17 protein-coding genes are annotated in these 13014 nt (G+C 46.8%); 7 read left to right on the plus strand and 10 right to left on the minus strand.

Annotation, left to right across the window (positions count from 1 at the left end):
* Window positions 1-28: 28 nt before the first annotated feature.
* From ectB to M3212_RS15770, 5 genes are all read right to left on the minus strand, one after another.
* Window positions 29-1312, minus strand: a complete 1284-nt coding sequence (ectB, locus tag M3212_RS15750; RefSeq protein WP_251194933.1) for a diaminobutyrate--2-oxoglutarate transaminase — start codon at window positions 1310-1312, stop codon at window positions 29-31.
* Between the two features lie 89 nt (window positions 1313-1401).
* Window positions 1402-1935 (minus strand): diaminobutyrate acetyltransferase, encoded by a 534-nt coding sequence (gene ectA, locus M3212_RS15755; RefSeq protein ID WP_434084055.1) that lies wholly within the window; start codon window positions 1933-1935, stop codon window positions 1402-1404.
* 299 nt (window positions 1936-2234) lie between these two features.
* Window positions 2235-2369 (minus strand): YfhE family protein, encoded by a 135-nt coding sequence (locus tag M3212_RS15760; RefSeq protein ID WP_251194934.1) that lies wholly within the window; start codon window positions 2367-2369, stop codon window positions 2235-2237.
* A 109-nt stretch (window positions 2370-2478) separates the two neighbouring features.
* Entirely contained in the window at window positions 2479-3042 is a 564-nt protein-coding gene (locus M3212_RS15765) for a GNAT family N-acetyltransferase (protein ID WP_251194935.1), read from the minus strand.
* A 288-nt stretch (window positions 3043-3330) separates the two neighbouring features.
* Window positions 3331-4242: a TIGR01777 family oxidoreductase gene (locus M3212_RS15770; protein ID WP_251194936.1), complete on the minus strand. Its 912-nt coding sequence runs from the start codon at window positions 4240-4242 to the stop codon at window positions 3331-3333.
* 95 nt (window positions 4243-4337) lie between these two features.
* Between M3212_RS15770 and recX the strand changes: the two genes are divergently transcribed.
* Window positions 4338-5150, plus strand: a complete 813-nt coding sequence (recX, locus tag M3212_RS15775) for a recombination regulator RecX (protein WP_251194937.1) — start codon at window positions 4338-4340, stop codon at window positions 5148-5150.
* A 59-nt stretch (window positions 5151-5209) separates the two neighbouring features.
* Window positions 5210-5524, plus strand: a complete 315-nt coding sequence (locus M3212_RS15780; protein ID WP_251194938.1) for a YfhH family protein — start codon at window positions 5210-5212, stop codon at window positions 5522-5524.
* A gap of 146 nt (window positions 5525-5670) precedes the next feature.
* Here M3212_RS15780 and M3212_RS15785 read toward each other — a convergent pair whose 3' ends face one another.
* Both M3212_RS15785 and M3212_RS15790 read right to left on the minus strand, forming a co-directional pair.
* Window positions 5671-5823 carry a YpzG family protein gene (locus M3212_RS15785; RefSeq protein ID WP_251194939.1) on the minus strand — a complete coding sequence of 51 codons (153 nt, stop codon included), beginning with the start codon at window positions 5821-5823 and terminating at the stop codon, window positions 5671-5673.
* A gap of 25 nt (window positions 5824-5848) precedes the next feature.
* On the minus strand, window positions 5849-5989 hold the full coding sequence (locus M3212_RS15790; protein ID WP_251194940.1) for a small, acid-soluble spore protein K: 141 nt from the start codon (window positions 5987-5989) through the stop codon (window positions 5849-5851).
* Between the two features lie 93 nt (window positions 5990-6082).
* Between M3212_RS15790 and M3212_RS15795 the strand changes: the two genes are divergently transcribed.
* Window positions 6083-6349: a YfhJ family protein gene (locus tag M3212_RS15795; RefSeq protein ID WP_251194941.1), complete on the plus strand. Its 267-nt coding sequence runs from the start codon at window positions 6083-6085 to the stop codon at window positions 6347-6349.
* 87 nt (window positions 6350-6436) lie between these two features.
* On the opposite strand, the gene M3212_RS15800 is transcribed toward M3212_RS15795, so the two are convergent.
* Window positions 6437-7417 carry a metal-dependent hydrolase gene (locus M3212_RS15800; protein WP_251194942.1) on the minus strand — a complete coding sequence of 327 codons (981 nt, stop codon included), beginning with the start codon at window positions 7415-7417 and terminating at the stop codon, window positions 6437-6439.
* A 134-nt stretch (window positions 7418-7551) separates the two neighbouring features.
* On the opposite strand from M3212_RS15800, the gene M3212_RS15805 reads away from it, so the two are divergent.
* The 3 genes from M3212_RS15805 to M3212_RS15815 are packed head-to-tail and all read left to right on the plus strand — an operon-like array spanning window position 7552 to window position 9714.
* On the plus strand, window positions 7552-7860 hold the full coding sequence (locus tag M3212_RS15805; protein ID WP_251194943.1) for a hypothetical protein: 309 nt from the start codon (window positions 7552-7554) through the stop codon (window positions 7858-7860).
* A gap of 13 nt (window positions 7861-7873) precedes the next feature.
* Window positions 7874-8950: an A/G-specific adenine glycosylase gene (gene mutY / locus M3212_RS15810; RefSeq protein WP_251194944.1), complete on the plus strand. Its 1077-nt coding sequence runs from the start codon at window positions 7874-7876 to the stop codon at window positions 8948-8950.
* An 11-nt stretch (window positions 8951-8961) separates the two neighbouring features.
* A complete protein-coding gene (locus M3212_RS15815; protein ID WP_251194945.1) occupies window positions 8962-9714 on the plus strand; it encodes an SDR family NAD(P)-dependent oxidoreductase in 753 nt (250 codons plus the stop codon).
* A gap of 370 nt (window positions 9715-10084) precedes the next feature.
* Here the strand turns inward: M3212_RS15815 and M3212_RS15820 are convergent, their stop codons facing one another.
* Complete coding sequence (locus tag M3212_RS15820) at window positions 10085-10420, minus strand: hypothetical protein (RefSeq protein ID WP_251194946.1); 336 nt, start codon at window positions 10418-10420, stop codon at window positions 10085-10087.
* A 150-nt stretch (window positions 10421-10570) separates the two neighbouring features.
* The gene (locus M3212_RS15825; RefSeq protein WP_251194947.1) at window positions 10571-11533 is read right to left on the minus strand and encodes an NADPH:quinone reductase; all 963 of its coding nucleotides are present in this window, start codon (window positions 11531-11533) and stop codon (window positions 10571-10573) included.
* A gap of 263 nt (window positions 11534-11796) precedes the next feature.
* Between M3212_RS15825 and M3212_RS15830 the strand changes: the two genes are divergently transcribed.
* Window positions 11797-12963: a pyridoxal-phosphate-dependent aminotransferase family protein gene (locus M3212_RS15830; protein ID WP_251194948.1), complete on the plus strand. Its 1167-nt coding sequence runs from the start codon at window positions 11797-11799 to the stop codon at window positions 12961-12963.
* The last annotated feature ends 51 nt before the right edge of the window (window positions 12964-13014 follow it).

Genomic DNA, 13014 nt, shown 5'->3' on the forward strand with positions numbered 1-13014 from the left:
TATTTTAGTGTGGCGTGTAGCAGTCCGTTTATGAGCCGACAAGCTCCTTGGCTCCGACTACGGATTTGACGCTTTCCTCAAGAATTTGCAAGCCTTTTTCCAGCCCTTCGTCATCAATGTTAATCGGCGGGAAGAGCTTAAAGACTTCATCTTCAGGTCCCGATGTTTCCATAATTAAGCCGCGCTGGAATGCTTCGGCTGAGACTTTAGAAGCGAATCCTTCAATTTCCGAAGCGACGCCGGCCATGAAGCCTCTGCCGCGAACCTCGCCTTTCATTTCCGGGTACATATCGACGAGCTTTTGCAAGGTCGCTTTGATGACTTTGGCTTTTTCCTGAACGTTTCTTTCGAGGGTGTCATCTTTCCAGTACGATAATGCCGCGGTGGCGGTGACAAAGGCGTGGTTGTTACCACGGAATGTTCCGTTATGCTCGCCTGGATCCCAAATATCCAGATCAGGACGGATCAAGGTGAGCGCAAGCGGCGTTCCGTAACCACCGATTGATTTTGACAGACAAATAATATCCGGTTTAATTCCGGCCTGCTCGAAGCTGAAGAATGTTCCAGTACGACCGACACCGGCCTGAACATCATCAACGATAAGCAGAATGTCCCAGCGTTTGCAAATCGCTTCAATCCGTTGCAGCCACTCGAAGCGGGCCGCATTTATACCACCTTCGCCCTGAACGGTCTCAAGAATCATTGCGGCTGGAATCGCCACACCGCTGCCTCGGTCCTCAAGGAAGCGCTCGAGGTATTCCAAATCGTCGAGGCTGTCGGAGACGAAGTTATCATATGGCATTGTCACGACATGCTGTAACGGTACGCCGGCTCCTTTTCGTTTAAATGAATTTCCCGTAACAGAGAGAGAACCGATTGTCATCCCGTGAAAGCCGTTCGTGAAGCTGATAATATCCGTGCGTCCGGTTGCTTTGCGGGCAAGCTTTAAGGCGCTCTCTACCGTGTTCGTTCCGGTCGGGCCGGGAAACATAATTTTATACTCCATGTTTCGCGGCTTTAAGATTACATTATTGAAGGTTTCAAGAAATTCAGCCTTCGGTGCTGTGGCCATATCAAGTGAATGGGTAACACCGTCGCTGAGAATATATTCGACTAATTTCTCTTTCATATATGGATCATTGTGACCGTAGTTCAGCGCACCGGCGCCTGAGAAGAAATCGATATATTCCTTCCCGGCTTCATCCCACATCTTATAGCCCTTTGCTTTCGTAAAAACGGTTGGAAAGCTGCGGCAATAACTACGTACCTCGGATTCAAGCTCTTCAAAAACCTTCATATCTGTTTTCTTCATGTTTATGTTATCCTCCTTATTCATACATACCTATACTGGGTAACGTATTTGAACAACTACTTTATTCCCCGCTTATCAATGAAGTAAACCTATTTTTGGAGATTTTTTTCAATTGGACCTATTCGAAAAGATAATTCTTTTTCGTGATGGTCACCAGGAAACAGATCTTCAGAGAAACATTCAGTTACTTCGCATCTTGTTTGATAGGTTCGCGCTAAGCGGCGGAAGAGAGCCTGGGATGCTTCATTTGAAGGAGTGATCGTCGCTTCTACATAGGAAATCGCCTTATTTTGGCGCTCGACAAGTTCTTGCAGCATTTTAGAAGCAAGACCTTTGCCGCGTTGGGAAGCATCTACTCCAATTTGCCAAACGAAAACAGCATCCTGTCGTTCTGGAGGAATAAAAGCTGTGATAAAGCCGACGAGCGTATCGCCCTCTTTTGCAACTACGCATGTTTCGGCGAAAAACTCACACATCATAATGTATTTATAAGCAGAATTCTGATCTAACGTTGATCGATTGACCAATTCCCACATTGCAGCGCCATCTTCAACAGTCGGTTTATCGAAATGAATTTTTTCGACTGTCGCTGTGGCAGATGTTAGTTGATTTTTAATAGTGATTGCCCTCCTTACGTCCAATTTTTTTCACATTTTTATCATACGGGGATGGAGAAAAGATCGCAACTTAGCTTATTACGGATTAATCGGCTTAAGACACCCTTAGGTCGGATTAGAGAGACTAAGGGCAGTCATCGCTGTAAATACTGCTAAATGGTTAACATTTCTAACAAATTGAAAAAGAGCGAAAATTGATTTCGGGCTAAAAGTCAATATTGATAAGGGGTTCACCGGCTTTACAAAAAAAGCGGACAGAAAAAAAGCACACGAATCTTTTACTCGTGCGCTTTCGACAAGCTTATTCATCTTTCTTGCTTTCTCGCTTTTTCCTGCTTCATTGCCTCATCAGCAGCGTGAAATTCTGAAGCGTAATTCACTTCCTGAGCCTTTTTCAAGGTGGAATACTCTTCTTTGACCTGTTTTTTCTTGCTTTCCATTTGTATCACCACATTTCCTTATAAACTGTCTATAGGATATGCAATCTTAAATGGGTTATACTTCAGGCTTGAGACGAAGCTCAGGCTTTTTGCCACCGTTTTATTTTCACTACGCCTCTTTTGCCCCGAGCTCGTCAAGTGTAGGCGGAGCCGTTCTCATCATATGAAGATGGTACTGATCCTTTTCAATTTGAAAAAGATGATAATGGTCGCCTGATTGATTAATCATTCGGTAAAGGTCCGGGCGCAGCTCATTCGCCAGGGAACAATAGGGCAGCTTTTGCGCCGCCATTGTTGAACGGATATTTTCTTTTCTGATCCGCATAAAAACGGTTTGAATCTCACTGCTGAAAAATAATTCACTAAAAAAAGCTTCCTTCGCTAATTTGTTATAGCCTTTTCCGAAATAAGGCTTTCCGATCCAGGTACCGAGGAAGCCGCTACCGTCTTCAATATCGTATAACGTTATCGCTCCGATAGGTGTGCCCCATTCGTCAACAATTGTCCGGGAGATGAGTTCGCCGCGTTCTTCTGCTTCGATTGTCTGCTTTGTCAGGAAGACGAATTCATCATAGGAATAAGCCTTCTGCCGAACGAAAGGAAATACAGCCGGATCAATTAACAGGTCGTACAAAACATGACAATCAGCAACGTCCCGCTTTTTTAAAATCATCAAAAAAACCCCCTTTGGACATGGGGGCAGAACATTGGCACACCCCCGAATTTAATGATGAAACGAATCAAATTCAACTTGCAGACTGGCGGTGACCAAAAAACCTTACAAATGTTCAAATAACTCTATATATGTTTAAATATTAAGATTAAACGTCTTTATTGATGTTGAACCGTTAAATAAGGCTGATATTCGCTTGTATGCTCTTGAATACTTCTATATATTAATGGTTTTTTTAAAAAAAAGATACACTTTTTTATTAATTTTTTGTGAAAAATTTTCTCTGTTTTAGTGACTTTTTAACAAATCTTCTAAAGCCTGCTTTGCGTTAGGAAAGTGATAGGCGTAGCCGTGCTTTTCCGCCTTCTCCGGCAGGACCTGCTGACCGTCCAAAACAAGCGTGCTCATTTCTCCAAGCAGGGCCTTCAAAGCAAAGGACGGGGCTGGAATCCAGTGGGGACGGTGGAGAACAGCGGCGATCGTTTTGCCGAATTCCTTCATTTGCAGCGGTGTGGGAGTGGTCAGGTTGAACGGACCGTCAATCTCCGGATTTGTAAGGGCGAAGTCAATCATGCCGATGACATCGCGAATGTGAATCCAGCTCACCCATTGTTTACCTGATCCGAGAGTGCCCCCGGCAAATAACTGATAAGGAAGCAGCATTCTTTGCAGCGCGCCTTCATCCTTGTCGAGGACGATACCTAAGCGGCAATAGACGACCCGGATACCAAAATCGCGCGCACGGGCGGCTTCATGCTCCCAGCGCTGGACGACATCTGACAGAAAATCCGATTCAATTGGGCTTGATTCTTCGGTGAAAACGGCTCTCTCCGAATTCCCGTAATACCCGACCGCAGAAGCATTAATCAGCACTTCAGGTTTCTTATCCAAGGCGTTAAATAGAGCAATGACCGCCCGGGTAGTCTCGATCCGGCTCTGCACTATGCGCTGCTTTCTTTTGGCGGTCCAGCGTCCGGAGCCTATTGATTCACCGGCTAAATTAACAAAGGCATCAATTCCTTCCAATACTTGTTCAGGCTTAGCCTGACCGTTGAGCCATTCCACATAGGTTATTCCGTTTTTCGATGGCTTATTGCCCGCATTTCTTGTTAAAATGTAAACAGTATGACCTTGCTTGACGAAATACTCGGACAGCTTCGTGCCAATAAAGCCCGATCCCCCGGCTATCGCAATTTGCATCGTATATCCCTCCTGAGTAGTCTTTTGTAATCCCTACCCTTTCAACGCTAAGAGTAGACAGTGTTATACTTATTATAGAATAGGGAGGTGCTCCCATGGCGGCGATCATCACAAAAATTACGGCACAAAAACGAAATAAATCACGTTATAACCTCTATCTTGATCGTGGATCGGGAGAAGAGTATGCCTGCAGTGTGGACGAGGATGTACTTATTAAGTACCATTTACGAAAAGGCTTAAAGCTTCAGGACGAGGAACTTAGCCGGTTGCTTGAAGAAGATGAAATGAAAAAGGCGTATCATCTTGCTCTTCATTATTTATCGTACCGGATGCGCTCGATTGACGAGGTACGCAGTTATTTGCAGAAGAAGGAAAAAAAACCGAGTGATATTGAAGCCGTCATTGCGAAGCTGCTGGAACAGCGGCTACTGAATGATGGGGAGTTTGCCCGCGCTTACATTCGTTCGAAAAAAAACAGTCTGCTGAGAGGGCCGTTTAAACTAAAGCAGGAGCTGCTGCAAAAGGGTGTGAAGGCCGATGTTGTTGACCAGGCGTTGATGGAATTTCCGGCTGGCGAACAGGAGGAGCGGATTGCGGCCTGGCTACAAAAGCAGCAATCGCGCAGTCCGAAGCTGTCTGAACAGGCGTGGCGGACTAAATTGGCAAATCAATTGATGAGCAAAGGCTTTACCCGTGAGGTGATCACCGCGGCCCTCCAACAGGTCGAGCTAACAAACAGTGCGGATGAAGAATGGGAAGCGGTCGTCCATCAGGGGGAAAAGCTCTTTAGGAAATATACGAAATACGAAGGATGGGAACGGCAGCAAAGAATCAAGCAGGCCTTGTACCGCAAAGGATTTTCACTTGAAATCATCGAGCGGTTTTTAACGGAACATGAGCTGAAGTAGCTTGCTTTGTCACTGGTTCCTGATTGTCTTATAATGATCGTACAGAGAGGAATGACGAAATGGGTACGAAACGCTTCAGTGAAATGACAGAATTTGAATTAAAGCAGGAAATCGCCGCTTTAAATGAAAAAGCAAAAAAAGCCGAGCAATTAGGAATGATGAATGAATTTGCTGTTCATGAGCGAAGAATGCTGATGGCAAAAGCCTATTTGCTTGACCCGAATGATTTTCAGCCGGGGGAAACATATCCCCTTACCGATGGAGAATCAAGCTTTCAAATATCCTATTTAAATGGTCACTTTGCCTGGGGCTACCGCAATAACGGGACAGAGCTGGAAGCTGTTCCGATTTCCCTGTTAGTGAACGGGAAATAATAGCGGGAGGCAACGGTTCCGTTTAGCAGCCCTGAAGTCAAAGGTGAGAGGAAAGATTTTAAAAATCGAGCGCAAATGTCGCCCACATCGTTGGAGGAGTCAGGGTCAAAAGGCTGTGTTTTCCTTTTGACCCTGAAGCTCATTTGTTATCTTTGGCGTTTTCTTACGTTGTTTTTGAGCACGATTTCATGCTGAGTCATTTGCGTTTCCCCATTAACCTGATCTGCAGCATGTTTTGGATTGGCACGAGGGGAGTCGAAGGGATCTTTATAGCGAACGAATTGTTTCTCCTTACCCATAGCTGGCACCTCCATCATCAGAAAGCTATTCCCCGCCTTTGCGCATCCGATCACGCGGGTGGGTGTTGATCGTTCCGTCTGCGCGCAGCGACTGATGTTCATTACGATTTGGTGATTGTCCTGCAAATGATTTATGATTCGGAAAGCCCTTCGCTTTGTTTCGCATTTTTATCAGCCCCCTTGTGAAGTGCTCAAATGTAGTATAAGTAAACAGGCTGACCACTATGTTGCATAAAGATTGTCAAAGGAGGAAGGCCCGGTGGAAGATCAATTCCGCAAGTTAACAGAACAGTTATTATCAGTCAATCAAGAGCTTTCGGCAGGACAGGCGCGTACCTGGGTCGAGAGCTTATGGGAAGATTTTGAAGTGACGCGGGCAAAAGGAGGCTGGAGCTATCAGGGACCTGAAGTGACCGCGCAAATTGTCGGCAAATGGATTAATCAGTATGGCCCGCATCTGCATCGCTATCAGCCTCACGATAAAAAATTCGCCCATCTTAACAAAGAAGACGATGTAACCCATTAAAAAAGGGTGCGTGCCAAAAGGATCTCTCTCCTTTGGCACACACCCGAAGCGATGTGAGTTCCTCGTCATATGATTATGTCGCAGCCGCTATTCGGTTACGACATTTAACTTTTTTTGCAATGTTTCCTCGCTGAATACCCAGCCTGTATACGAGCTGACGATTTCCAGCTCCTTTGTCAGCTGGACAATTGCGACAAACGGGTAGTGACCTTTGCTGCGGTAGCGCAGGTCGACAAAGCGAACCTCGGTCAATTCTCCTTTTTCCTCAACTTCCCAGCGGTAAGTTGGCGAGAAGGAGAGAAAAGCGGCTAAATTCGGGTCCCGTCTCGCTGCAGAAATCACCGGAATATCAGGAATTGGATCAAACGAGTATTGCTCAAAATACTCAATTTTGTTATCGCGCGATTCAGCGACATATAACAGCTCCGGTGTACGAATGACAAGATGCCACTGGTTCCAGCGAATTGACGGAGAGACAAAAACATGGGTTGCATCGGGATGCAGCCTTTTCGCATGTTTATCGACTTTCTTCTTTTCAGCGACTCGCCAGCTGTAATAAAGCACAAGGAGCAGATAAAGCACGAAAAAGGTCGGCCCGGCTGCAGCTCCGAAAGCCCAAAGTGCAAAAGCAGCCAAGTGGCTGAAAAAGATAAACGGGTCAAAGATATTAATCACACCGAGTGCGATCCATTTATTTGAAATAGGTCTGAGCGCCTGCGTACCGTAAGAGTTGAAAATATCCACAAAGACATGGAGCACAACGGCAATAAAGGACCAAAGCAGAACGAGCGGCCAGTTTGTTTCAGGGGTGAATGCGACAATGCCTCCAGTAATAAGGAGGGGCCAGATAAAGAGCGCCGGCAGGGAATGTGTAATTCCACGGTGATTCCGAATGTAGACAGCGTTGTTGCGCAGCTTTAAAACCGTGTCGAAATCAGGAGCCTGTGAACCGATGATCGTCGCAATCATAATCGAAGTTGGCAGCAATGGATCATTTGCGATTGTAGGGTCGAGAGTCGCTAAGCCGCCAAGAGAGAGGCCCATGACAACATGTGTTCCAGTATCCAAGTTTGCAGACCTCCTTGTTAACATGAAAGCAAAATCAATGTAACACCAGTAAATATCAAGTGAAAATTAGTTTTCTTATACTATAATGTATTTATACCCGGTTAAGCAACGGCTAAAAGAGGAGTTATAAAAATATGACAAAACCTTTACAAATTTTTATGGAATATAAGGTGAAAGAGGCGGAAATTGAGTCATATGAAGCAGCGATGAAGGAAGTTATTCAGGCTCTGCCGGAATATGGGGCGAGCCGGATCGAGTGGTTTGTAGCCGAAGATCAGCCTCATCTTTATGTAGAAATGTTTGAAGTGCCTACACAATCGCATTATCATGTGTTAAAAAAGTTGCGGAGATCAGAGGAGCATTCGCTCTTCCGGACGATCGTCCCTTATATTGAAGGCGGGGCGGAAAACATTCATTGCTGGGCGTTTCAACGGAAAGAATAAGAGGAGGAAAAGGGTGGAGAACGAACTGCTGCAAGATTTTGCAACTGAGTCATTTAGAGAGAGTTTGGTCAACTGGTTTTATGAAAACCAACGGATATTGCCGTGGCGGGAGTCAAAGGACGCCTACAGAGTGTGGGTGTCGGAGATTATGCTCCAGCAAACGAGAGTTGAGACGGTTATTCCGTATTATGAAGCATTTATGCGGCGCTTCCCAACTGCAGAGGATTTAGCGGCGGCGGATGAAGAGGATATTTTGAAAGCGTGGGAAGGGCTAGGCTATTATTCCCGTGTACGCAATTTGCAAAGCGCGGTGAAGGAAGTAGTCGAACAATACGGTGGAAGAGTGCCCGATACAAAAGAAGAAATTTCCTCGTTAAAAGGAGTAGGTCCTTATACAGCGGGAGCGATTTTAAGCATTGCTTACGGCAAACCGGAACCGGCCGTTGATGGAAATGTGATGAGGGTGTTATCGCGGATTTTGCTGATTGAGGAAGACATCGCGAAGCCGGCAACGAGAAAACGGTTTGAACAGGTCTTGTATGTATTGATTTCGAAGGAGGACCCGTCAGCCTTTAATCAAGGCTTGATGGAATTGGGCGCTTTGATTTGTACTCCGCGTTCGCCCGGCTGTCTGTTATGTCCCGTTCGTTCGCACTGCCGGGCTTACGAAGCAGGTGTCCAGGAAGGCTTGCCGATTAAGTCAAAAAAGAAAAAGCCGTTACCGAAGCAGATGGCGGCGCTGATTGTGCGAAACGAGGAAGGCGAAGTACTGATTGAAAAGCGACCCGCCGAAGGACTGCTGGCCCGGCTGTGGCAGTTGCCGAATATCGAAACAGCCGGCGTTGCTAATCAGAAGGAGGAGCTTGCCGCATGGGCGCAGGAGCAATTCCAGGTGGAGGCTCTCAGCAAGCCGGTGCAGACAGTCGAGCATGTGTTTTCTCATTTAATCTGGCAAATTACGGTATATGAAGCACGGGTGAAGGGGCGTCCGGCCGGAGACAGTGACAGCCGGAGATGGGTAACGAAACAGGAAATTGAGCAATTCGCCTTCCCGGTTTCCCATCAGAAAATCATTCAGCATTCAATTTAGGAGGAAATGAAATGGAGCTTCATCTAGCTGATAAAGTCGTTCTTGTAACAGGCGGTTCAAAAGGAATCGGACGAGCGATCGCGGCTGCGTTTAAATCGGAAGGCGCGGAAGTGGCGATCGTCGGACGTGAAAAAGAAGCGCTCGAACGAGTGCGTGAGGAGCTTGATGTTTTCACCGTAGAGGCTGATGTGACGAAAGAGGATGACCGCAAGCGGATAATTGACGAAGTCGTCAACCAATGGGGGCGAATTGATATCCTGATTAATAATGCCGGCGGAAGCAACGGGACGGCGATCACCGAAACGGATGTCGCCTTGTTCTATGAAGCGATGGAGCTGAATTATTTTTCGGCGGTTGCCTTAAGCAAGCTCGTTCTGCCTTATATGAAGGAACGGCGCTCCGGCAGCATTATTAATATTACCTCGATATTCGGCAGAGAAGCGGGAGGTAAGGCGACCTACAATAATGCGAAAGCGGCCTTGATCAGCTTCACAAAGGCTTTAGCTGACGAAGCAATTGCCGATGGCGTGCGGGTTAACGGCGTAGCGCCGGGCTCCATTCTCCATCCAAGTGGAAATTGGCAAAGAAGACTCGAAGAAAACCCCGAGAAAATCAACCGTTTCATTAATGATCAAATTCCGGCCGGCCGGTTCGGCACGCCGGAAGAAATTGCCGATGTCGTGACGTTTTTAGCATCGGAAAGAGCTAGCTGGATTGTCGGGGCGACGCTTAACGTCGACGGCGGCCAATCAAAAGCTTTTTAGCAGCTTTTTCGTCATGAGCGTAGCCGTTGCCTGATTTTGAAAGCCTTGCTACGAGTGGGTTTCTCGTAGCAAGGCGTGCAACGTGCGGAGCCATGACTCTTCTTCGAGTTACGAAAAAGGAAGTTTTTCAGCAGCCTCGGTTTTCACATTTTTTCTCAAGCTCGAAGCAACTGCAGACAGAGCGGAGAACGGAGCCGCTGCCCATCAATCACGCATCGATGAGATGTTGAAAGAGGCAGCATGAAGAGGGCAATGGCTTCACACGCCACAACCCCGTTGTAAGAAACCCACTCACAATGGGCTTTAAAAGCTCGTGGCGGTTACGCTCATTGCTTAAAAGAGTGTCCCAAAGAGCTTTTGGGACACTTCTTTATTGATCATCATTAATCAGGTGGATTTCGCTTATTTTCTGTTTGGTTTCTGCGGTGCCAAGGCGGTACAGCTCTTCAAAGACATCGTTTAGTCCGCGCTGGAATTCGTTTTTATCTGCGTCGCCTGTCTCATCATCAAAATGCCGGAAGGAAAAGAGGTTACCAAGTTCAACATCATGGGCTTGGACCTGGTGGAGCAGATCTTCCAACGCTTTCTTTTCAGCAGGTGTCGCTTCAATTTCATATTCAATCAGTTGTCCGTCATCGACACGGGTCGAGCTGATTGTATCCATACTAATCGGATTTAAATTCACATAATATAATTGTTTTTCCATGAGCCTACTCCCCTTTCTAGCCTTAGCATGTCCAGTTTTGACAAAGATACCCGACCTCCGGGGAGCTGTTTTGCGGTGAAAGAAGAGGCTGCCCCGGCTTTGTTTTGAGCAAAGCCGGGGCAGCCTTTTTCGTTTGAGTAAAGCCTTCCGTTAGTGAGAGAGGATGATCCGTCCGTTAATCTGTTTTTGTTCGACAAGCTCGTGGGCGGTCGCCGGTTCCGAAAATGGGAGCACTTTGCCGACATGCGCCTGTAAGCTTCCCGCCGCGAACTTTTCAGCGATCTCCTGCCCGGCCTGTTTCATTTCTTCTGTTGGGGCAGTTAATAAAAGGATCCCCTGCAAGGAAGCATTTTTTGCGTTGAGTAATCTCCATGGCAATGTCGGCGTATTGTTTACTGGAGAACCGACTGTCACAATTCGCCCACCGATCGCAATCATTTCTAAATCTTTTTCGATATTTTCACTTAATGACATATCAAGAATCAAATCCACGCCCTTTTGCGCAGTAAGCTCTTTCGCACGTTCCACAAGGTCTTCCTGCTTGTACATTATCACATCATCAGCACCCGCTTCCTTGGCGAGCTTCGCTTTTTCATCATCGCCGGCTGTGGCAATGACATGGGCACCTGTCTGCTTTGCGAGTTGGACAGCCGCATGGCCGACGGCACCCGCCGCGCCGAAGATCAGAACGGACTGGTTCGCCTGCAGGGCCCCACGGTAATAAAGTGAAAGATGGGCGGTCATAAACGGCATCGCCAAAGCTGCTCCATCGGTGAAGGGAATCGTTTCAGGAAGTGGGAAGACGAGCTCATGCGAAACGGCGGCAAACTCCGCCGAGGCCCCCTTGGCTCCTGTCGCCCAGACGCGGTCGCCAACAGCGACGCCGGTGACGGATGAACCTATTTCCACGACTTCTCCCGCTAGGTCGAAATGAGGAATGTGTGGGAAGCTGTCGACAGTGCGAATCCCCTTCCGGAAATATGTATCAACTGGGTTTACTCCACTTGCTTTTACGGCAATAAGAACTTCATTTGCCTGAATAACCGGCTTCGCGACTTCTGCAACCTTTAAGACAGAAGGCTCTCCATATTGTTCATAGACTACTGCTTTCATGACGATCGCTCCTTTTCAATAAACTAAACGCTTTCATTTTCATTTTATACGAATGTTTCGAAAAAAAATATAATCTTGCATCAAAAAAACGATAATTCCTTTTCAATCAGCTGTGTTTCAATACGAAACGAAATTCTGTTTCAAATTGAAACGAGAAACGTTTTTCTGTTCTGCTATCCATTGTTTTAACAGGGATTTGGAGTTGGCACGGTCATTGCATAATGATTAATGAAATGATTCTGCAATTGAAGGAGAGAGCTCAAATGTTTTCAGAGAAAATGGATTTGCGTCTGCCTGGTCCGGTTCAAGTCCCTAAAGAAATTCAGCGCGCCATGCTGCAAAGCTTCGACAGTCCAATGATGGACTATCGCAATCCGCAGTTTCAGGAAGTATTGCAACAGACGATTAAGAAAGCGAAAATGATTTTTCAAACGGAAAATCTGGTGATTCCGTTAACATCAAGCGGAGCGTCGGCGCTTGAAGCGGCGATTGTCAACACAGTCGGGAAGGATGACACGATCATCCTTTGTGTGATTGGTTATTTTGGAGAGTATTTACAGAGGATCACGAATCATATCGGCTGTAACGTCGTCCGGATTGAGGCCGAATGGGGCGAGGTCATTGACCCTGAAGACGTCCGCAAGGCACTGAAGGAGCATCCGGAAACAAAGGCGGTTTTCGCCACTCATTGTGAAACCTCTACCTCTGCGCTTAATCCGATCAAAGAAATTGCGGCGATCGTGAAAGAAACAGAGGCATTATTTTTAGTCGATGCGGTCAGCTCGATTGTCGGTGCGCCGCTATATATGGATGACTGGGGGATCGATATCGTCGCGACAGGAGGGCAAAAAGCGTTAATGCAGCCGCCTGGTCTGGCTTTGATTACAGTCAGTGACAAAGCCTGGAAGGTGATTGATCAGTACGACTGCCCGTCCTTCTATTTTGATTTATCAGCTTACCGTAAAAGCCTCGAAGCCGGAGTGGGAACTCCATATACTCCTAACATCGCTCTTGTATGCGGCTTGCTTGAGGCATGCAATATGATTGAAAGAGGAGGAGGAATCGAGCAGGAATTTAAGCGACATGCCGCACTGCGCGATATGACACGGGCGGGAGTGCGCGCCTTGGGTGTTGAATTATTGGTCGCTGACGAAGCGGCAAGTCCGACATTGACCGCAGTAAAGCTTGAAGATGCAGACGAGTTTCGGAAACTGATGCGTGAAACCTTTCATATCGCGCTTGGCGGCGGGCTCGGAAAGGTGAAAAATAAAATTGTCCGACTTGGTCATATGGGCTATACAGACGCAGCCGACATCCTGAAAATGTTCGCCGCGATTGAATTGGGATTGAGACAGTCTGGGCATGATGTTGAGCTTGGAGCTGGAGTCGCAGCTGCGCAAAAGCAATGGCTTGAAAATCCAAACTGTTAATAAAATTCCAAATTTCAACGTGCTCGTTTAAATTGCGTGCTATGATAGAAC

The sequence above is a fragment of the Halalkalibacter oceani genome (assembly GCF_023715705.1).
Classification (GTDB): Bacteria; Bacillota; Bacilli; order Bacillales; family Bacillaceae_D; genus Halalkalibacter; species Halalkalibacter oceani_A.